Here is a 20,798-nt window from a genome sequence, read left to right as displayed (position 1 = left end):
TCTTTGTTCCGAAAATAAGATTCTCTTCTCATTCTCTTTTCATTCCCTTCTCATTCCCTTCATTGCCTGCCCTCCTCCAGTTCACGGACTTGGATCGGATGCAGCTTCGCTTCGAGCTGCGCGCGCCGGGGTTCGAACCAGGATGGCAGCATCAAATTCTCACCCAGAAATTCTGCATCCTCATCTCTGGCAAATCCCGGTGGATCCGTAGCGATCTCGAACAGGATCCCTCCGGCTTCCCGGAAATAAATCGCATTGAAATACTGACGGTCTTTAATTTCAGTCGGTTGGTAACCGGATTGAAGCACATGGTTTTGCCATTGTACATGCTCGTCAAAATCCTTGGCCCGCCAAGCAATATGGTGTACTGTACCGGCGCCGCCGGCTCCCGACTCCATATTGGTTACCGCCACGTCAATGAGGTTTCCAACATCAGCTGACGTTTGAAAACGCGCATAACCTTGATCCTCACCGACTTTCTTCATGCCAAGAATATGCTCCAGGGCGTCCATTGTTTTTGCCGGGTCGATACTAAAGAGGACGGCTCCGCCAAATCCTTTGATCGCTTTATCGGTGGGAACCCCGCTGAATGACCATTCGCTATTCGTTCCTTCCGCCCGTTCCACGATTTCCAGCCGAAGCCCTTCCTTATCCGCGAACTGAAGATACTGCTCGGAGAATCTGAAAGCCTTCGTCACCGAGATGCCAAAGCGCTCAAGCCGATCTTCCCAGAAGCTGAGTGCGCCTACCGGAACAACAAAAGTGGTAATCCCCACTTGTCCGCCGCCAACCCGTCCCTTCCTGGAAGTGGGCCACGGGAAGAAGGTGATGATTGTGCCAGGGCTGCCGGCCTTGTTGCCGAAGTACAAATGATACACCTCCGGCGCGTCGAAGTTAATGGTTTTCTTCACAAGCCGAAGGCCAAGAATGCCTGCGTAAAAATCGACGTTCTCCTGCGGATTTCTTGCAAAAGCCGTAATATGGTGAATCCCTGTTGTTTGTAACGACATCATTAATCACTCCTATATGATTCGAATTTTTGGTTGCGGACTTACGGTAACGTTTCAGAAGCGGTTCTTTACGATAAAACTCTCCAATCGGCTCAACTATCAGACGTATTATTAACAATTCCAATTGTGTTGGCCCCGAAATCCCCTTCTTTAATCTTTATTTTAAATATCTTTAATTTAAGATATTATATTTTCCGTATGATGTCAACCGTTTTTCTATTTCAGCATATAGCCAGCATAACGTGAGATTTGCCGGATCTCCTAAACAAGTCAGTTTAAATTCTAAACTTTTATTCCGAAAGACTGTATCGAACCCGTCACTGTCTTCATGACTCGGATGACCCTCAAATTGAGCAAGCATCGATGTTTTGTTCAAAATTCTCAACCAGCACCTAGAAAAGAAGGTGTAATCCCTTGGCAGATTTATTTTGTTGTCGTGACACCACACACAACCTTCATTCAACACTTTGACAACAATTAGTCAACCACTGGTCACAATTCATTGTGAAAATAATCACAAATCAGCTTATACTATAAATATAAGTCAATTGGATCACTAAGGAAGAAGGGATACCTATGGTTGACAAGGATCAGAACAAACCGGACGAACGTATAGCCAAGCAGGAGAAACGCTTAATCATACTATGCATCGCTGTGGCGTTCATTATGCTGCTCGCTTTATCCCGGCGAATATTTTAAACCGAAATTGAATATGGGGCTGCAATTATTCATTTTATTTTATTATCAACAGGAGGGATTCAACCATGCTGCTTAGCGGATACGATCCGGTCATGTACAGCCGAATACTAACATCATTCACCCTCGCTTTTCACATTATTTATGCGACGATCGGCGTTGGGGTGCCGCTTATGATCGCACTCGCGGAGTGGATCGGTATCAGACGCAATGACGCTCACTACCTGCTCCTGGCCAGACGTTGGGCGCGCGGATTCGTCATCACCGTGGCAGTCGGCGTTGTGACGGGAACAGCTATCGGACTGCAGCTCAGCCTGCTTTGGCCCAGCTTCATGCGCGTGGCCGGCCAATCCATCGCACTGCCGCTGTTTATGGAGACCTTTGCTTTCTTCTTCGAAGCGATTTTTCTTGGAATCTACCTGTACACCTGGGACCGCTTCAAGAATAAAATGGTTCACTTCTGGCTGCTCGTGCCTGTTGTGATCGGATCATCCGCATCGGCGTTCTTCATTACGGTCGTCAATGCGTTCATGAATGCGCCAGCCGGCGTAACGGTCGTAGATGGCGCGATTACCGATATTTCGCCGTTCGGGGCTATGTTGAGCCCGGCTATGCCGACCAAAGTCTCGCATGTTCTGATCACTGCTTATACGACATGCGCCTTCGCGCTTGCCGCCATTGCCGCTTTTTCGCTGCTCAAGGGCCGCAACCACGTCTATCACAAAAAAGCGCTGAAGATGACGATGGTATCCGCCTTTGTTTTCCTTATCGGCAGCGCAGTCATTGGCGATTTATCCGGTAAATACCTGGCGAACTACCAGCCGGAGAAGCTGGCCGCCATGGAATGGCATTTTGAAACCTCTTCGCAGGCCCCCCTTGTGCTAGGCGGTATCCTGGATGCGAATAATAACATTAAATACGGGCTGAAAATCCCCTATGCCCTCAGTATATTGGCTCATGGACTGCCTAACGCGGAAGTTACGGGGCTTAACGATATTCCCGATGATGAGGAGCCGCCGCTGTGGATCCATTATCTGTTTGATATCAAAATGGGCTTTGTCGCCTTGATGGTTCTGATCTCGGTTGTATTCATGCTGGTGCTGTGGCGCAAACGCCATCTTGCTTACACGAACAAATGGCTGCTGCGCGCCATTGTGCTTGCCGCCCCGGTCTCGATGCTGACGATCGAGCATGGCTGGATATTCGCAGAGGTTGGACGCCAGCCATGGATCCTGCATGGCATCATGAAGACCTCCGAAGGCGCCACAACCTCGGATCATGTGGATACGATGCTGATCGTGTTCACCGCCTTGTACGCTGTGCTCGGCTTCACCTCCGTGCGCGTGCTGATCAAGATGTTTAAAAGCAATCATGTGGAAGATGAAATGAAAGCCAGAGGGATTGAGGAGGGGGATGGACAATGAGCTATGAAGTGCTTGGCATATCCGTACTCTGGGTCTTTCTGTTCGGCTATCTCATTGTGGCCTCCATCGACTTCGGCGCCGGATTCTTCAGCTATTACAGCACGGTTACGGGTAAACGCCATCTGATCCAAAATATCATTGAAAGGTACTTGTCGCCGGTGTGGGAAGTAACCAACGTCTTTCTCGTCTTCTTCTTCGTCGGCATCGTCGGCTTCTTCCCGGACACCGCTTATTATTACGGAACCGCCTTGCTTGTTCCCGGGAGCGTTGCGATTGTTCTGCTGGCTGTCCGCGGCGCTTACTATGCCTTCAGCGCTTACGGCTCCAAGAAGAATAACCGCTTCTATATCATGCTTTACGGAGCAAGCGGCCTGCTTATACCGGCGGCATTATCTACCGTGATGACCATTTCCGAGGGCGGCTACATCGCTGTCGATGCCAATGGCAAGGTCAGCTTCCTGTTCAGCAGGCTGCTCACCAGCAGCTACTCCTGGACTGTCGTTCTGCTGGCTCTGGTAAGCGTGCTGTACATCTCGGCAATGTTCCTGAGCTACTATGCCAATCGCGCGAATGACCGCAATGCTTTTGAAGTGGTGCGCAAGTATGCGCTCGCCTGGAGCGGACCGACCATATTAAGCAGCCTGCTTGTTTTTTTCGCAATCCGCAATCACAACCCGGAGCATTTCCATCAGATGCAGTCCTATGCCTGGATGTTTGTCCTGTCATTCGCCTGCTTTCTGATTGCCGTCTATCTGTTATATACACGCAAAAGATTGGGACTTTCCTTTATCTTCGTCATGCTGCAGTTTGGGTTCGCATTCTTCGGCTACGGAGCAGCGCATTTGCCTTATATATTATATCCTTACTTAACCATCTACGATAATTTCACAAGCGAGCCCATGGCCCTTGCTCTGATTGCCGTATTTATTCTTGGACTGCTGCTGCTGATTCCATCCCTATACCTGCTCATGCGGCTGTTCCTGTTCGATGCCAAGTACGTTCAGGGCAAACGGGGAAAATAAAAAAAGTGTAAAACTTAGCCTATGCTTTCGATGCAGTTTTACTCCGTAAAACTTTAGGAGGGAATCATATGGAGGATTTTTTGATATTCGTCGCCCCTTTTCTTGTTGTTGCCTTCGCGATCGTATTTATCTTCTGGCTGTTCGGGAGAAAGCCGAAGCAACAAGACCAGTGATTTTCGCATAGCAGCCTTACAGGACTCTATACCAGCTCATGGCAGCGAATAGAGTCCTGTTTCTATGGAAAGTCAAAAGCAATTGTGGATTGGCCGCTGCTTTCGTTATAATGGGATCATCTGTTTCACTAGGAGAGTGTGCTCATGAACAGCAAAGAAATAGAAGAATGGGTTGCAGCGAACTATCAGCGGGACGAACAGATGATGGTGGACGCCTTCGCCCAATGGTGCATCAATCATGATCTTGATCCTGTGGAATTATACATACGCGCCTATCCGAATCAAGCGGCTAACGAGGCTTTGAACCAGGCCGTCTCCTTGTCCCTCCCGAAGGAAGAAGCCCCTGTGATCGATGATGATGCCCTGCTTCATATTTTAATGGTGTTTGATAATGAAGAGCTTGGTTTTGTCGTAAGCGGGGAAATCGCCAAGCGCAAGAAACGCTGACTTTGTTCATAACGAGGAATGCAGCCCTTTATCATTGATCAAATCAGTCCAGAATGAAGCTCCTTCAATTAAAGTGTCACATATGAAAAAAGAGCTGAGCCGTTAAGAAATAACGGTTCAGCTCTTTTTGATTTACTTCACAAATCCGGACAATCCCGCTGGTTCACAGCCCTGCTTGCCTAACCTGTGATTCCTGGCATGTTGCTGCTGCAATAAACTTAGTCGAAATAAACGGCTTTGCCGGTACGTGCCGACTCGTAGATGGCTTCAAGAACTTCGGAAACGACCAATGCCTGTTCCGGTTTAACCAGTACATCTTTATCGTTCAGGATAGCGTCTACCCATGTGTGCATTTCCAGCACGGAAGGCTCTTCGCTTGCGCCATCGTAGAAAGCGACGCCGCCGCTGTTCAGCTCGATATCGTTGACATACAGACGGCTGTTTTTCTCGCCGTTGATGCGCAGACCGTTCTTCATGTCCGCACCTGCTTTGGTACCGGAGAGCGAAACTTTCGCTTCATCGATATCAAGCGAGTTAAGCGCCCAGCTGGCTTCGATTACGATCGATGCGCCGTTCTCCATTGTGATCATGGCAAATGCCGAATCTTCAACGGTGAACTTCGCCGGATCCCAAGATCCCCAAGCGTTAGCCGCATTTTCGGTTTGGGACAGCTTGTGATAAGTACGTCCAAGAACAGCCTTAGGCTTGTAGTTGTCCATCATCCACAGCACCAGATCAAGTGCATGCGTACCGATATCGATCAGCGGACCGCCGCCTTGCTTCTCTTCGTCAAGGAAAACGCCCCATGTTGGAACGGCGCGACGACGAATAGCATGCGCACGCGCATAATAAATCTCGCCAAGCTCGCCTTCCGTACACAGCTGCTTCAGATAGCGGCTGTCGCTACGGAAACGGTTGTTGTAGCCAATGCTCAGCTTCTTGCCTGTACGCTGCGAGGTTTCCAGCATGCGGCGTGCGTCAGCAGCTATCTTCGCCATTGGCTTCTCGCACAATACGTGCTTGCCGGCTTCCATAGCGGCGATCGAAATTTCCGCATGGGAATCATTCGGCGTGCAAACATGAACGGCATCAATCGAGGAATCGCTGAGCAATTCATGATAGTTGCTGTATACTTTTGATTCAGAGCTGCCGTATTTCTCTTTGGCGTCTTCTGCACGATCAACTACGATATCGCAGAATGCGACAATTTCTGCATCCTGTACCTTTGCAAGACTTGGCAAATGCTTACCGTTTGCGATACCTCCGCAGCCGATGATGCCAATACGTAACTTCGACATTGATTCTACCTCCATAATGTGAACTTCATATATTTTTTATTGCATGCTGCTTGTTTCATGACACAACAAACACTAGAATAAGTATAGACGATTCCGACTACAAAAAACCAGCTTCGGAATGGCGCTGCTTTTATGTGATTTTGTCGTCGAAGGGATGGTAGCGTGGAAGTTTATAACGAAAAAGTAGACTATGAAAACCCTCTTTTGTCGATTCGGGTGTATCAGTCCCAGCGAAATCATGATTTCACCATAAACTGGCATTATCATCGGGAGATTGAACTGCTTCTTGTCAACGAGGGTGTTCTGGATGTTTATATAGATGAAGAATTGGTACGCCTCGAAGCGGGCGATGTGGCCATTATCGGCTCCAGCCAGCTGCACCGCGACCGCAGCCTGGGAGTCCCGCTGAATTATAATGTGCTCCAATTCGACATTGAGCAATTTTTTGATCACAGCACAATGCCTTATATGCGTTTTTTCTCCGAGACGAAGAATCCGCTCAGCCGGGCGAATTACATTTTCCAGGAGAACGAGCAGGCCAACAAGGAGGCCGCGGACTGCATCCGGGCGATCCTTAAGGAAGTCACGTTCAAGCAGACCGGCTACGAACTGGCCGTCAGCATGATTATCAAGAAACTGCTGCTGCTGCTCATCCGCAGCGACACAAAAAAAATGCTCGCCGAACGCGAGGATTTTGACCGGGCGCGCCTTCGCAATGTGCTGGATTTTGTTGAGGATCATCTCACGGACCGCATTCAGGTGGAAGAAGTCAGCAAGATGGCCAATATGAGCTACTACTATTTCGTGAAGTTTTTCAAGAAGGCCATTGGCCTGTCCTTTACCGAATATGTCAATTACCGCAAGATCAAGTGGGCCGAGCGGATACTGCTGACCAAGGATCTGAGCATATCCGAGGTAGGCGACCATATTGGGATGCCCAATATGGCCCATTTCTATAAAATGTTCAAAAAATACAACGACTGCTCGCCCAAGCAGTTTCAGAAGCGGATGCTCGCCTGGAACCGGGGATAAACGCCAGGAAGGAAGAAATGTCATTCGCCATCCTCAGGCGGCAGAGCTGATTTCTTCCATTGGGACATTATTCTCGATAAGGTTATAAGGCAGAAAAAAGCTCGGATCACCGATTATTTCGATGATCCGAGCTTTTTTGGCATAACAAGCTTGTAGCCGACGCCGCGGATGGATTCAATCTGAACCGACTGCTGCCCAAGCTCCAGCTTCTTGCGCAGGGAGCTGACATGCACATCCACCGTACGCTGGCCGCCGATATAATCAAAGCCCCACACGACGTTCATCAGATCATCGCGCGTAATGACCATGCCCGGCCGCTGCACCAGATACAGCAGCACTTCAAACTCCTTCGGACGCAGCGGGATGGAATCCCCGCCCAGCACAACCTCGTACCGCTCCGGATAAATGGACAAATCGCCCGCTGTAATGACCTTGCCTGTCGTCTCGCTCGGCTTGCCTTCTTCCTGACTTGTCCGGCGAAGCACGGCCGAGACCCGCGCCAGAAGCTCCGCAACGCCAAACGGCTTGGTCATATAATCATCAGCGCCATGCTTGAGCCCCTGAACAACCTCTTCCTCGGCGTTGCGTGCCGTCAGCACGATAACAGGTGTCCGGTTGCCGCTTTGACGCAGCCTCGTTAAGATCTCAAATCCATTCATCCCCGGTAACATAATATCCAGAATAATCAGTTCAAACGAACGCTGCAGCGCGACTTGCAAACCCTCTGCACCATGATCGATAACTGTCGTGTCATACCCTTCCTGCGTTAAATTGTAGGAGAGCAATCTCGCCAGTGTCGGTTCGTCTTCAATGACCAGCACTCTTTGCGACATGTAGACCCCCAGCCTCCGCGCATGACTCCACGCGCGATTCCACTTTCTTATATATCTTAATCATATCATTCATGGAGAAGAATCGTCCAGCCTTGTTAACTGGAGGTCACTGCAGCACCGGCAGGACGATCGTGAAGGTCGAGCCGACACCAACGGTACTTTCAACGGTTATGGAGCCTTTATGCAGCTCCACCAGATGCTTGACGATCGACAAGCCAAGACCTGTTCCGCCCGATCCGCGTGATCTTGCCTTGTCCACACGGTAGAAGCGCTCGAAGATGCGCGGCAGATCCTTCTTGGGAATACCGATGCCCGAATCCGAGATAGAGATGCGGATATGATCGTAGTCTTCCCCGTCGGATACATATCTGGTACCCGCTACCGGTCTGACGACAATCGTCACATGCCCGCCTTCCGGCGTATAGCTGATTCCATTGGCCAGCAAATTCATGATGATTTGCCGCAGCCTGTCCTCGTCGGCCTCCGCGTAGATTCCAGGCTCCGCTTTCAGAGAAACGACGATATGCTTGCGGGCGGCCTCCGCAGACATCAGCTTGATGGATTTGTCGATAAAGGACGAGAGCTCCACAGGCGAGAACTGCAGCGGAATACGGCGCGACTCAATCTTCGAGAGCTCCAGAATATCGCCGATCAAACGGTTCAGGCGGTCGCTCTCGTCAAAAATAATTTGCAGAAAGGAGCGAGCCGTCTCCGGATCGTCCACCGCTCCGCCAAGAAGCGTCTCGGCGAAGCCTTTCACCGCCGTAATCGGCGTTTTCAGCTCATGCGAAACATTGGCGACAAACTCGCTGCGCATCCGCTCCAGCCGCCGGATGGCCGACACATCCTGAAGCACCAGCAGCACGCCGCCGAACTCTTCATCCTGAAAGATCGGAACGAGATTGAGATCAAGCAAACGCTCTTCGGGAAAATAAAATGTAATTTCCTCGCGCAGATGCTCTTTGCGTTCAAGTCCGTCCTGGATAATTTGCAGCAGCTCATACTGCTGCTTCGCCTCCAGATAATGCCGCCCGACCAGCTCCTTCGAGGAGATGCCCAGCATCTCCTCGGCGCAGCGGTTCATCAGCACAATGCTTCCATCCCGGTCGATCATCATAACGCCGTCAATCATATTGTCAAGCACGCTTGCCAGTTGGCTTTCGTTCTGATGAATACGTTCCATCTGTACCTGCAGACCATCCGCCATGGCATTGATAGCCAGACCAAGCTCCCCGATTTCATCATGGCCCTTCACGGATACCCTTGCCCGGTAATCCAGGTTTTTGATCCGCTTGGAGACGCGGGTAATCTGCTCCAGCGGCCTTGTAAGCCCTCTGGCCACACGGAAGCTGATGAATACCGCCACTACGAACAGAATAAGCAGACCAACGAGCAGAGTAGTCCAGATCCGCGTGATGCTCTCATCGACCTCCTTGAGGCTGAGCGACAGACGGATAATACCCGCATCCGGCTGTTTCGGATCGACAAGCATGGCCACGTACAGCAGATTTTGATCAATCGTATCGCTGCGGCGTATCGATCTGCCGACGCCGGACTTCTCCGCTTCCTGTACCTCGGCCCGCTGCAGATGGTTGTCCATGGTCTCGGGATCATGATCGGAATCGCCCAGCACCACGCCGCTGCCGTTGATGAAGGTAACCCGCGAGTCCGTAATCTTCTTCAGCCGCTGGGCTTCCTGCGTATAGTAGCCATACAGCTCCTCCGGCGTCCCGTCGCGCCACTCCATTTGATCCAAAATGATTCTCATCTCTCGCACCATATTATCCTGCAGCGCATCCAGATGGTTATTCTTAAAGGTTTTGCCCATAAAGAGACCGGCAGCCAATACCGAAAGGCCGATCAGTGTAATCATTATTATGGTCAGCCTTGTGCGAAAGCTATTCATCCCGTTATACCCCCAAGCTTTTCTTCCAAGCTTCATCGTACCTGTACGGAAGCTCCCATGCCAAGTGTTCTATTGTTAAGCTTTTGTAAATAAACACAAAGCCCTGTGCTTGGGGAAAAAGAAATCCCTCGGATCTGCATCCAGGGATCAGGTAAATATCCGGTTTAAACATGAAAATTATGATTGCTTATATTTTATACAAAAACCGGTTCTTTAAACTGTGCCAGCTTGGCAAAGGAATCCTGCTCGACATCCGCGTGCAGGCTGTTACCGTGCGCATCCATCGTGACGATAGCGGCGAAGCCCTCTGTTTTCAAATGCCACATCGCTTCCGGTATGCCGAATTCCATATGATCAACGCCGTTCACCTGCTTGAAGCATTCCGCGTAATATTGAGCCGCTCCGCCGATGGCATTCAAGTAAACCGCTCCGTGCTCCTGCAGAGCGGCAAGCGTCCTGGGACCCATACCACCCTTGCCGATGACCGCGCGGATGCCGAATTTCTTGATAATATCACCTTGATACGGCTCTTCGCGGATGCTCGTTGTCGGTCCGGCAGCCTTCACACGCCAGCCTTCCTCATCCTTCAGCATAACCGGACCGCAGTGATAAATAACCGCACCGTTCAAATCAATCGGCGCATCGTGATCCATCAGATATTTATGCATCGCATCACGGCCTGTGTGCATTTCACCATTGATGACGACGATGTCGCCGACCTTCAGACTGCGCATCTGTTCTTCCGTAAAAGGCGTATTCAGGACGACCTCGCGGCGCTCCTCCTGCCCCGTTACCGCCTCGGCAGCGGCATCTGCCGCCTGCGATACCATCGGGGTATCCGAACCGCTTGGATAGATCCATTCCTTGATTTCGCCGGAATCCGCATTCAGCAGCACGCCCTGGCGGCGATAGGCCCAGCAGTTGTAAGCGACGGAGACGAAGAAGCTGGCTGGCAGCCGGTTCATGACGCCCGCTTTGCAGCCGAGCAATGTCACTTGGCCGCCAAAGCCCATTGTGCCGATCCCCAGCTTGTTGGCATTCTCCATCACATAATGCTCCAGCTTGCGGAGCTCCGGATCGGGGTTCATATCGTCAACATGGCGGAACAGCTGCTGCTTGGCCAGCTCGTAGCCCGTTGTGCGGTCGCCGCCGATCCCGACGCCGATGAAACCGGCGCTGCAGCCTTGGCCCTGTGCCTGATACACCGCATGCATGACGCATTTGCGGATGCCGTCCAGATCGCGTCCCGCCTTGCCCAGTCCTTCAAGCTCAGTGGGCAGACTGTATTGAATGTTTTTATTTTCGCAGCCGCCGCCCTTGAGTATCAGACGGACATCGATATCGTCCTTCTCCCACTGCTCGAAATGGATAACGGGCGTGCCCGGACCGAGATTATCTCCCGTATTCGCGCCGGTCAGGGAATCGACGGAATTCGTCCGCAGCTTGCCGTCCTTGGTGGCACGGGCAATAGCGTTTTTGATCTGCTGCTTCATGATGATTTGATTGGCTCCGACAGGCGTATGAACGATAAAGGTCGGCATGCCGGTATCCTGGCAGATGGGCGAAACATTGGCTTCGGCCATCTCGATATTGGTTGCGATGGTGGATAGGGATAAGCCGGCCCGTGTAGCGCGGTCCTCGGCCTCCTGGGCCGCCTGAATGACCTTGCGCACATCTCCGGGAAGATTGGTTGAGGTTTCCACAACAAGTTTATAGACGCTTTCTTCGAACTGATGCATAAATGAGTGCTGTCTCCTCTCACTGGTCGCGTAAGTTTTTTAGCTATATAATAACATATACAACCTATGGCAGCATATCGTTTCTCAAGGAGTGTAACCAAGCTATGGACAGTCATTTCATCGCCTATATGTACCGTTTGCAATATATCGAGCGCTGGAGCCTCATGCGCAATACGACGCGTGAAAATGTAGCCGAGCATTCATACCATGTCGCCCTGCTCGCCCACATGCTGTGCGAGATCGGCAACCGCATATTCGGGCGCAAGCTGAATGCGGACAGAGCGGCGTCGATGGCGCTGTTCCACGACGCCACGGAAGTATTCACCGGCGATATCCCCACGCCGGTCAAGCATCACAACCCGAGGATGCTCGCGAATTTCCGCGAGCTTGAGGCAATGGCTGCCGAGAGGCTGCTCGGCATGGTTCCCCAGGCGCTGCAGCCGGCTTATGCGCCGCTCGTCAGCGGCAAAGCGGCGCATGTGACTTCGATGGCGGCAGACGCAGCAGATGCAGGCGCAGACGCTGGAGAAGCAGGCGCAGACGCCGACAGCACCGCCGGCCTGCCGCCCCGGCCGGACGCCGGGCAGGAGCGCGAGCTGCTGAAGATCCTCAAGGCGGCCGATTTGCTCGATGCTTATATCAAATGTTTGTCCGAGCTGTCCTCCGGCAACCGGGAGTTTGCCGTTGCCAAGGGTCAGATCGAGCAGTCTCTGGCCCTCCTGAGAATGCCGGAGATCGACTGGTTCCTGACCCATATGGCGCCAAGCTTCAGCAAGACGCTGGACGAGCTCTCGGCTGATGAGTGAAACGGAAGCAAAAGTTGATCGGAAAAGAAGGGTTTGGGAGCAGAAACGGGGAATACCTTCTGGATAACAGAGAGGAGAATGTGAAGATGAAGGTATTGTTTATCGGTGGAACGGGCATTATCAGCGAGGCAGTCTCCAGGCTGGCTATTGAACGGGGTCATGACCTGTATTTGTTCAACCGCGGCAAGCGCGATGAGCTGGTGCCCGAGGGAGCCAAGGTCATCCAGGGCGATATCCGCGATCCGGAAGAGGCGGCATCGCTGCTTGCGGAGCATCAGTTCGACAGCGTCGTCGACTGGATTTCCTACACGCCGGACCAGGTTCAGACCAGCATCAAGCTTTTCAAGGGGAGAACCGCCCAGTATGTCTATATCAGCTCGGCATCCGCTTACCAGAAGCCGCCCGAGCACTATATCATAACGGAAGAAACTCCACTCTCCAACCCGTATTGGCAGTATTCCCGGGATAAAATCGCCTGCGAGGAATTGCTGGCTGCGGAACATGAGCAAAGCGGCTTCCCTTACACGATTGTCAGACCTTCCTTTACGTATGGCAATACGATGATTCCCGCTTCTATAAGCAGCTGGCAGCATCCATGGTCCCTGGTGGACCGTATGCGCCAAGGCAAAAAAATCATCATTCACGGAGACGGAACCTCGCTCTGGACCATGACGCATAACACGGACTTCGCCGTAGGCTTCCTGGGACTGCTGGGGCATCCCGAAGCCATTGGCGAAGCCTTCCATATTACATCGGATGAAGTCATCAGCTGGAATCAGCTGTATGCATCCATCGCCGCGGCTGCCGGAGCGGAGCTGTCTGCCGTCCATATCTCGTCCGATTTTCTGTGCACCTACTCCCCTGACCTGATCGGCGGCCTGCTGGGCGACAAAGCCGTCAGCAGCGTCTTCGACAACAGCAAAATCAAACGCCTTGTGCCGGAGTTTAATGCCAAGCTGTCGTTTGCCGAAGGTATCCGCCGCTCGGTCGAATGGTTTGAGGCGCGTCCGGAAAAGTGCACCATCGATGCAGAATGGAATAATTGGTCCGATACCGTTATCGCCGCTTATGAGAAGGGCTTCAACAGGAGCTGACGCCCTCTAGCTTATTCTGGGTACGGGCTGAAGAAACGATCCTCCAGTGCGATGCATAAGGCGTGGTAAATGGGCAGATGCCGCTCCTGAATATCGGGAGTACTGTCCCATGGCACACAAATGACCGCATCGCACAGCTCTTTCATTCTTCCGCCCGTTCTTCCCGTCAGACCGATCGTCTTCATCCCTTTGGCTTTGGCTACTTGAAGAGCGCGGACCACGTTGCGGGAATTGCCGGAGGTGCTCAGACCAATCAGAGCGTCACCGGGTCTGCCATAGCCGTAAACCTGCTGGGCAAACACCATATCCGCCGAAACATCATTCATGAACGCTGTCATCAGCGCCGTATGGCTGACCAGCGAAATCGCAGGGAGCGCGCCCTGCAGATTATCGCAAATCTCCGCTTCCTCGCCCGGGAATAAAGCCCCGAGCTCCTCACGAAAGGCCGCCGGAACCGGCCGCTTCTGCATAAACCCCTTCATCAGCTCACCGACTATATGCTCACTGTCTGAAGCACTCCCGCCATTGCCGCACACAAGCACCTGGCCGCCCATGCTGTAGCTGCCTTCCAGCAGCTCATAAGCCTTCCCAATATCGGACAGGCAGCTGTCAAGCTCGGGATATTTTGACGACAAAGCAGAAAATACGGGTTTGATTATCATTAGGTTTACCCCTCTCTTAGTTGTTCCAGTTGATAAGCGGCTACGGACAAGCTGGCATAATCTCCGATCTGCTCGCCAAGCGCAGCCGGAACGATGCGGCATACATTCAGGGAATACGGCAGCGTCTCTGCCTTCAGCACCTCGAAGAGCGTCTCATCCAGCAGCGCCTGCTGGCGCGCATAGATGCTGCCTATGACAATCAGCTGCGGATTCAAAACATCAATCAGCAGAGACAAGCCTTTTCCAAGCTTGCTGCCCACCAGGCGGAACACCTCGACCGCAAGCGGATCGCCCTGCCGCGCCGACAGGCCGACACGCTCCGCTGTTACACCGGCCAGATCCGACGCTTGCGGACAGTATGCCGGACGCTCTCCCCTTGCGTGGGCTTCGATGGCTTTCGCCCGAGCAAGCCGGGCAATGCCGCCTCCGCTGCAGAAGCCCTCGAACGAGCCTGCTTTTCCATAACCGACCGGCCCTTCGTCTTCAATCCGCATATGCCCGACTTCACCGGCCATGTCGTTGGTTCCCGAGTACAGACGGCCGTTCAGGACCAGACCTGAGCCCATCCCTGTCCCGAAGGTCAGAAAAATAACATTCTCGAGCCCCCTGCCCGCGCCCCATTTCCATTCCGCAACGGCGCAAGCATTGGCATCGTTTTGCAATCCTGCAGGAACCTGAAACCGCCTGGAGAAATAGTCCACGACCTCAATGCCGTCCCATCCAGGCAAATTAGGGGGAGATAATATTATCCCCCGTCTGCTGTCCAGCGGCCCGCCGCAGCTGATTCCGATACCTGCAAGGGCCGGCCCGCTTTTATGGCCTTCTTCTTCATAGGTGCCCGCCAGTTCACCCAATAGCTGCCTCAACGCTTCTTCAATGCGCGCAAGAGCAAGCTCGGGGCTTGGCGGAGTTGCAAAACGCTGCTTGGCGATGATATCAATTCCGCCCATGCCCTCCTTTCCAAGACTGACGGCACATTTGGTTCCTCCGATGTCGATTCCGGCAAGAAGACTCATCTTTTATCATCCTCTCTTTTTTCGTTGGCTAAAGCAGCAGCTCGTGGAACACCAGCGAAGCTGCTCCAATCGCTCCGGCCTCCTGCTTCAGTGCAGAAACACCGATGCGCACTTGAGCAACTCTGGCGCGAAGCGGCTGCGCCTCCACCCTCTCCCTCAAGACCGGCAGAAAAATCTCCTCTGCCAGGTGAAAATGATCTCCGCCCAGCACGATCAAATCCACATCAAGCAGATTGACCGCTGTGACCATGGCCTGTGCCATATATCCGGCAGCGCGGCTTACGATTTCCATGAACACGGTGCCCGGCTTTGCCGCTTGGACAAGCTGGCGTATATCCCGAAAATCACCATAGGCCGAAGCCTCGTGCAGCAGAGCAGGTATCGAAGCATAGGCCTCCAGACAGCCATATCCGCCGCATAGGCATGGCCGCCCATTGCTCTCTACGATAATATGGCCCAGCTCAACGGCATTCCCGCTCTGCCCCCGATATATTTCATCGCCGGCTACCAGACCGCCGCCAATCCCCATCCCCCAATACGCATACAAAAAAGAATCCGTCCCCCATCTCCCCGCCCAATGCTCGCCGATGGCCGCTACCGTGGAGCTGTTGTCGATCACGACCGGACAGCCAAGCTCTCCGTGCAGATGGTCCCGGATCGGAATACGGGACCAGGCTTCATAATCAGGAGGTGATACCACTTCTCCGCGGACGTAGTCGATCGGACCGGGCGTGCCGATTCCTACCCCGACTATTTTGTCGCGGATGGAAGCATGTTCGGCCCCCTTCAGGATGGACGACGCATAAGCGATCATACGGTCCATCGTTTGCAGGGGAGGTTCCTGCGCAGGAACCTCCTCGCATTGATAATGGATCACATGACCCCGGAGATCGACCAGCGCCTTGGACAAGCTGTCACGCTCCATGCAAAATCCGATGGCATAAGCTCCTTCGTCGCGAAGCTCCAGCTGCACCCGGTTTCGCCCGCGCCCCCCGGTCCCTGCCGTACCTGTCTCCTTCAGCAGCCCCTCCTCCATAAAGCGGCGGACAACATTGGTAAGTGTCTGTGGGCTTAGGCCGGTATAGTCCGCGAGCGCAGCCCTGGAGATGGGGGCCTGCTGCCTTATGGCGTGCAGGACAATGGATTCATTGATCCGCTTTAGCTGCCGCTGTGAAGATGGGATTGCCATATCCGCTTATAGCCCCCTGCCATAATTTAATTAATCCAATACTTTGATTATATCATAACGGAAGACACTGCCCCCGTCCATCATCAAAAATAAAAAAGTTGTCCCCAGCCATTAGAATGGCCCGGAACAACTTTTTAGTCGCAAAACTATAAAATACCCTTCTTACTTCGAGTTATCCCGCCACTCCACCAGGAACTCGCCTTCGAAGGATTCACCTTCATATTTGCTGTGCTCTTCAATAGCATTGCCGCATTCGCAGGAGATCTGGTCAGCGCCGTAATTATCGGTGCCAAACACGATCCGCTCGTTCCGGAATGTACGCTTGCCGGGAGTCACTTTATATTCCTCGCCGCAATTCAGACAACGTATGACAAAACCTGCTTCCATACGATTCCCTCCCTCAGGCTAATTATGGATCAGAAAACACGCTCCTGTATGCTAATCCAGAAATTCCTTCAGCCGCTTGCTCCGGCTCGGATGTCTGAGCTTGCGCAGCGCCTTTGCTTCAATCTGACGAATACGCTCGCGGGTCACTCCGAACACTTTGCCTACCTCTTCAAGGGTCCGCGTACGCCCGTCATCGATCCCGAACCGCAGGCGAAGCACATTTTCCTCGCGCTCCGAGAGCGTGTCGAGCACATCCTTCAGCTGATCCTTCAGCAGTTCAAAGGCAGCGGCATCCGCTGGGGCGGGCGCATCCTGATCCTCAATAAAGTCGCCCAGATTGGAATCATTTTCTTCACCAATAGGAGTTTCAAGCGATACCGGCTCCTGCGATATTTTCATGATATCGCGGACCTTCTCCGGTGTCAGCTCCATTTCCTTGGCAATTTCTTCGGGGAAAGGCTCACGTCCGAGCTCCTGAAGCAGCTGTCTGGAGATACGTACATATTTGTTGATCGTCTCCACCATATGAACAGGAATCCGAATCGTTCTGGCCTGATCCGCAATGGAGCGGGTAATGGCCTGTCTAATCCACCATGTGGCATAAGTGCTGAACTTGAAGCCTTTTGTATAATCAAACTTGTCCACTGCCTTGATCAGACCCATATTGCCTTCCTGGATCAAATCAAGGAACAGCATGCCACGCCCTACATATCTTCGCGCTATACTGACAACAAGACGCAAATTCGCTTCCGCCAGTCTGCGCTTTGCTTCTTCATCTCCAAGGTTGATTCTTTTCGCCAGGTCGACCTCATCAAGCGCCGAGAGCAGCGGAACACGACCGATTTCCTTTAAATACATGCGGACGGAATCATTGATCTTGATGCCGGGAGGCAGTGTCAGGTCATCGCCGTAATTCAGCTCGTCCAGATCCCGGTCGCCCGGCTCCTTAGGCGCATCGTCGATGGCTTCATGCTCCACTTCAATTCCCAGCTCGGACAGCTGTTCAAAAAAATCATCGATATCCTGCGTGTCCTGGTCAAAAGGAGCGAGCTTCTCAATAATTGTCTTGTCGCTGAGCGAAGAGCCCTTCTTGCCTTGCTCGATCAATAATTCCTTCGTCTGTTCAAGCGTAAGATCCGTATCTGATTGCTTTAGATAATCGTTCTCCATAATCCAGCTCCCTCTCTATGGAAACCATTTTGCGGCCGCTCCGAGCACTTTTTCGCGCTTGACAGAGAATTGATAAAGTGCTATCATAAATCTACATGAGTTTATTATGATACCATAACCGATATTGTATCACAAACGCCTTTTTCAATCAATAATATTCCACCAAATTCCTAACAATAAATTTCAAACCTGACTATCAGCCGACTTCTCTGTGAAGCCGGCTTTTTATTTTATTACGATCCTTCGTCCGTACCCCTAGCCTACGGGATGATTCAGACGGAATTCCGTCGGATTCTCCCCGGTGTATCTCATAAATACCTTCGTGAAATAACGGCGCTCGGCATAACCCACTTCCTTGGCGATTTGGGCAACGCTTTTGGGGGAATGCACAAGCATCGACTTGGCTTTCTCCATACGCTGGCGCGTCACGTATTCAATAAAGGTTTCGCCATAGGTCTGCTTGAACAGCAGGCTGAAATGCGAGCAGGAAAGTCCTGCATGCGTAGCCGCCTCTTCGACACTCAGGTCACGGAACAAATGCAGGTCCATATAGGCGCGGGCCTCAGTCATCAATCGCTGCGTCTGCTTCCGCTTATCGGAAGAACCCGCCGCCTCGGAGCCCTGCCCCTGTTCTTCTTCCTTCTCCTGCAGCCGTTTGCTGCGCTGTCCGGCCATGACGCGGGCAATAACTTCCGTCAGCTCGTCGTAGGGGATCGGCTTCAGCACATAATCCTTGACCCCGAACTGCATGGCGGTGCGGGTATACGCAAAATCCTGATAACCCGACAGCATAATAATATCGCAGTTCATCCCCTGTTCCCTGATATGGCGGATCAGCTCAAGCCCGTCCATAACAGGCATGCGGATATCGCACAGGACGAGATCGACAGGCTCCGCCTGCAGCTGTTTAAGCGCTTCTACTCCGTTCCTCGCCGTGCCGGCAATCTTCAGGCCCAGCGTTTCCCAAGGAATAACCTTCTCCAGATTGCGGGTAATATGGCGCTCATCATCCACCAGAAAAACTTTTCCGTTCACATCTCATCACCTCTGCTTCGCGGTATCCGGATACGGATAACTGTGCCGTACCCTTCCTGACTGCATATACGCAGCCCGTATGCCGGGCCGTAATGGATTCGCAGACGGTCGGCTACATTCCGCAGTCCAAGGCCGCGCCGCTCGCCGAGCTCGGCCGCATCGGCCAGACCTGGATTCTCCTGCTCCTCGCCGCCCAAGCGTCTGAGCGCCGCTTCATTCATGCCGATTCCGTTATCCTTAATCTCGAACTCCACGGCTCCTTCCCTGAGCCTTACGGCAATCGCAATTAAACCGACCCCTTCAAGCCCTTCGAACCCATGCTGAATGCAGTTTTCCACCAACGGCTGCAGAGTCAGCTTGAGCACCTCATAATCCAGCACTTCCTCCTCTACATCCAGGGTATAGGTGAAGATCTCCTCGAATCTGTATGTCTGAATTTCCAGATAGCTTCGCACATGCTCAACCTCCTGCCGGACGGTAATAACCTCCGATTGATGCATGCTTGTACGAAGCAGATTGCTGAGTCTGCGGACCATCTGCATAATTTTGGCTCCTTCATTCTGAGCGGCCATTGCGTTGATCGATTCCAGGGTGTTGAACAGAAAATGCGGCTTGATCTGTGCCTGCATCAGCATCATCTCCGCCCGCTGTTTCCTCTCCTGCTCAGTCCGTACCTCACGCAGCAAACGGCTGATCGTCTCCACCATGCTGTTGAAGCTGCGGGCCAGCAGTACCGTTTCATCGCGGCCGGCGGCCGGCACGCGGATATCGAGCATACCCTGCTCCACCAGCCGCATCTTGCGGACAACCCGAATAATAGCTTTGGCTACGCGGCTGACGAAGAAAATATTGAACAGCACCGCCGAGATCAGGCACAGCAGGGTAATGCCGCCGATCCACTGCACGAATCTGACATTCTCGCTGGTCAGGGACTGCCATGATTTCACGGATACCAATACCCAACCATTGCGGTCCAGATTGTAAGCCGAGACCAGAGAATCCTCATCGCCAAAGGATGACCGCTGGCTGGCATAACGCTCTGTTCCCTGCAGCTTGAGAGTCGTCTGCGAATCCGTCTCTTTGCCTTCCAGAGCATGAAGGCTGTCCAGCATGACCAGGCCGTCCCGGTTCACAATCAGGTAACGCGTCTTGGTCTGCTCCTCGCTCGGCAGCGCGAAATCCTGAAGCATGCTGTCAATTTCATTGGTTTTGACCTGTGTGATCATAATCCCCCGGTCATTCAAGGTTTCGTAGTCTTTGACCAGCCGCATCTGAGTGAACAAAGAAAGATCACTGCCCGTCAGCTCCTGCTGCTCATATGGCCCGATCCAGACAGGAAGTCCGTTCTTCTTCATCACTTCCTTGTAGATGGGGTGGCTCTGCAGCAGCTCATAGGAAATCGGGCGGAAATTTGTCGGATCATTGCGCGAGGATTTGAAAATCGAGCCGTCCTTGCCATACAGCATGATCATGCTGAGGGCCGGATTCTGAAACAAGATCCGCCCAAGCGACTTTTCATATTGGCCGATTGCAATAAGACTGCTGGCATCTCCCCTTGGATCAAGCGAGCTGCGGAGCGCATCCTGCACATAGGAGCTGGTGACGCTTGAATCCGTCAATTGGTCAAGCTCCTTGAAAAAATATCGGATATTGCCCCCGACTGCCTTCAATGTAATTTCCGTTTGCTCGCTGTATTTCTTCTCCAGGAGACGCTCCGAATTGACGAAGGAGGCAATCCCCAGAGCGACCAGCGGAACAACAATCAATCCGATAAAAGCAAGTAGCAGCTTGGGCCGCAAATTCATCGCAGGCAGGCTCCTTTAATTCCGATTCTATCTGGCGCTTCCATGATTTCCCGG

General features: G+C 52.5%; 20 protein-coding genes. 8 read left to right on the top strand and 12 right to left on the bottom strand.

The window, feature by feature from the left end; all coding sequences use genetic code 11:
- Positions 1–59: 59 nt before the first annotated feature.
- Positions 60–1,010 (bottom strand): ring-cleaving dioxygenase, encoded by a 951-nt coding sequence (locus ACFOLF_RS28080; RefSeq protein ID WP_210037632.1) that lies wholly within the window; start codon positions 1,008–1,010, stop codon positions 60–62.
- Positions 1,011–1,586: 576 nt separating this feature from the next.
- On the opposite strand from ACFOLF_RS28080, the gene ACFOLF_RS28075 reads away from it, so the two are divergent.
- The 5 genes from ACFOLF_RS28075 to ACFOLF_RS28055 all read left to right on the top strand — a co-directional run bounded on the left by ACFOLF_RS28075 (position 1,587) and on the right by ACFOLF_RS28055 (position 4,772).
- Positions 1,587–1,709 carry a hypothetical protein gene (locus tag ACFOLF_RS28075; protein WP_379112856.1) on the top strand — a complete coding sequence of 41 codons (123 nt, stop codon included), beginning with the start codon at positions 1,587–1,589 and terminating at the stop codon, positions 1,707–1,709.
- A 65-nt stretch (positions 1,710–1,774) separates the two neighbouring features.
- The gene (locus ACFOLF_RS28070) at positions 1,775–3,130 is read left to right on the top strand and encodes a cytochrome ubiquinol oxidase subunit I (protein WP_210037287.1); all 1,356 of its coding nucleotides are present in this window, start codon (positions 1,775–1,777) and stop codon (positions 3,128–3,130) included.
- Positions 3,127–4,152: a cytochrome d ubiquinol oxidase subunit II gene (locus ACFOLF_RS28065; RefSeq protein ID WP_210037286.1), complete on the top strand. Its 1,026-nt coding sequence runs from the start codon at positions 3,127–3,129 to the stop codon at positions 4,150–4,152. The genes ACFOLF_RS28070 and ACFOLF_RS28065 overlap by 4 nt, the downstream gene beginning before the upstream one ends.
- Positions 4,153–4,220: 68 nt before the next feature.
- Positions 4,221–4,325 (top strand): cytochrome bd oxidase small subunit CydS, encoded by a 105-nt coding sequence (gene cydS, locus ACFOLF_RS28060; RefSeq protein ID WP_379112859.1) that lies wholly within the window; start codon positions 4,221–4,223, stop codon positions 4,323–4,325.
- A gap of 144 nt (positions 4,326–4,469) precedes the next feature.
- Positions 4,470–4,772, top strand: coding sequence for a hypothetical protein (locus ACFOLF_RS28055; RefSeq protein WP_210037285.1), 303 nt, complete (start codon positions 4,470–4,472; stop codon positions 4,770–4,772).
- A 218-nt stretch (positions 4,773–4,990) separates the two neighbouring features.
- Here the strand turns inward: ACFOLF_RS28055 and ACFOLF_RS28050 are convergent, their stop codons facing one another.
- Entirely contained in the window at positions 4,991–6,070 is a 1,080-nt protein-coding gene (locus ACFOLF_RS28050; protein ID WP_210037284.1) for a Gfo/Idh/MocA family protein, read from the bottom strand.
- 162 nt (positions 6,071–6,232) lie between these two features.
- On the opposite strand from ACFOLF_RS28050, the gene ACFOLF_RS28045 reads away from it, so the two are divergent.
- Positions 6,233–7,102, top strand: coding sequence for an AraC family transcriptional regulator (locus ACFOLF_RS28045; protein ID WP_210037283.1), 870 nt, complete (start codon positions 6,233–6,235; stop codon positions 7,100–7,102).
- Positions 7,103–7,215: 113 nt separating this feature from the next.
- On the opposite strand, the gene ACFOLF_RS28040 is transcribed toward ACFOLF_RS28045, so the two are convergent.
- The 3 genes from ACFOLF_RS28040 to ACFOLF_RS28030 all read right to left on the bottom strand — a co-directional run bounded on the left by ACFOLF_RS28040 (position 7,216) and on the right by ACFOLF_RS28030 (position 11,580).
- The gene (locus tag ACFOLF_RS28040; protein WP_210037282.1) at positions 7,216–7,935 is read right to left on the bottom strand and encodes a response regulator transcription factor; all 720 of its coding nucleotides are present in this window, start codon (positions 7,933–7,935) and stop codon (positions 7,216–7,218) included.
- A gap of 106 nt (positions 7,936–8,041) precedes the next feature.
- Entirely contained in the window at positions 8,042–9,841 is a 1,800-nt protein-coding gene (pnpS, locus tag ACFOLF_RS28035) for a two-component system histidine kinase PnpS (protein WP_210037281.1), read from the bottom strand.
- A gap of 194 nt (positions 9,842–10,035) precedes the next feature.
- A complete protein-coding gene (locus ACFOLF_RS28030) occupies positions 10,036–11,580 on the bottom strand; it encodes a fumarate hydratase (protein WP_210037280.1) in 1,545 nt (514 codons plus the stop codon).
- Between the two features lie 104 nt (positions 11,581–11,684).
- On the opposite strand from ACFOLF_RS28030, the gene yfbR reads away from it, so the two are divergent.
- Together yfbR and ACFOLF_RS28020 are read left to right on the top strand one after the other, a co-directional pair.
- Positions 11,685–12,386: a 5'-deoxynucleotidase gene (yfbR, locus tag ACFOLF_RS28025; protein ID WP_210037279.1), complete on the top strand. Its 702-nt coding sequence runs from the start codon at positions 11,685–11,687 to the stop codon at positions 12,384–12,386.
- A gap of 86 nt (positions 12,387–12,472) precedes the next feature.
- The gene (locus tag ACFOLF_RS28020) at positions 12,473–13,480 is read left to right on the top strand and encodes an SDR family oxidoreductase (protein ID WP_210037278.1); all 1,008 of its coding nucleotides are present in this window, start codon (positions 12,473–12,475) and stop codon (positions 13,478–13,480) included.
- Between the two features lie 11 nt (positions 13,481–13,491).
- Here the strand turns inward: ACFOLF_RS28020 and ACFOLF_RS28015 are convergent, their stop codons facing one another.
- From ACFOLF_RS28015 to ACFOLF_RS27985, 7 genes are all read right to left on the bottom strand, one after another.
- Positions 13,492–14,142: a D-sedoheptulose-7-phosphate isomerase gene (locus ACFOLF_RS28015; protein ID WP_210037277.1), complete on the bottom strand. Its 651-nt coding sequence runs from the start codon at positions 14,140–14,142 to the stop codon at positions 13,492–13,494.
- Positions 14,143–14,147: 5 nt separating this feature from the next.
- Positions 14,148–15,158: an ROK family protein gene (locus tag ACFOLF_RS28010; RefSeq protein WP_210037276.1), complete on the bottom strand. Its 1,011-nt coding sequence runs from the start codon at positions 15,156–15,158 to the stop codon at positions 14,148–14,150.
- A 28-nt stretch (positions 15,159–15,186) separates the two neighbouring features.
- A complete protein-coding gene (locus ACFOLF_RS28005; protein WP_210037275.1) occupies positions 15,187–16,347 on the bottom strand; it encodes an ROK family transcriptional regulator in 1,161 nt (386 codons plus the stop codon).
- 162 nt (positions 16,348–16,509) lie between these two features.
- Positions 16,510–16,734, bottom strand: coding sequence for a hypothetical protein (locus ACFOLF_RS28000; RefSeq protein ID WP_210037274.1), 225 nt, complete (start codon positions 16,732–16,734; stop codon positions 16,510–16,512).
- A gap of 51 nt (positions 16,735–16,785) precedes the next feature.
- Entirely contained in the window at positions 16,786–17,904 is a 1,119-nt protein-coding gene (gene rpoD, locus ACFOLF_RS27995) for an RNA polymerase sigma factor RpoD (protein WP_210037273.1), read from the bottom strand.
- A gap of 255 nt (positions 17,905–18,159) precedes the next feature.
- Complete coding sequence (locus tag ACFOLF_RS27990; protein ID WP_210037272.1) at positions 18,160–18,939, bottom strand: response regulator transcription factor; 780 nt, start codon at positions 18,937–18,939, stop codon at positions 18,160–18,162.
- A complete protein-coding gene (locus ACFOLF_RS27985) occupies positions 18,936–20,744 on the bottom strand; it encodes a sensor histidine kinase (protein ID WP_210037271.1) in 1,809 nt (602 codons plus the stop codon). The genes ACFOLF_RS27990 and ACFOLF_RS27985 overlap by 4 nt, the downstream gene beginning before the upstream one ends.
- Between the last annotated feature and the right edge of the window lie 54 nt (positions 20,745–20,798).

The sequence above is a fragment of the Paenibacillus sepulcri genome, assembly GCF_042647105.1.
GTDB classification, from domain to species: domain Bacteria; phylum Bacillota; class Bacilli; order Paenibacillales; family Paenibacillaceae; genus Paenibacillus_Z; species Paenibacillus_Z sepulcri.
The sequence above is the reverse complement of the archived record's forward strand: the minus strand, read 5'-3'. Positions and strand labels throughout refer to the sequence as shown.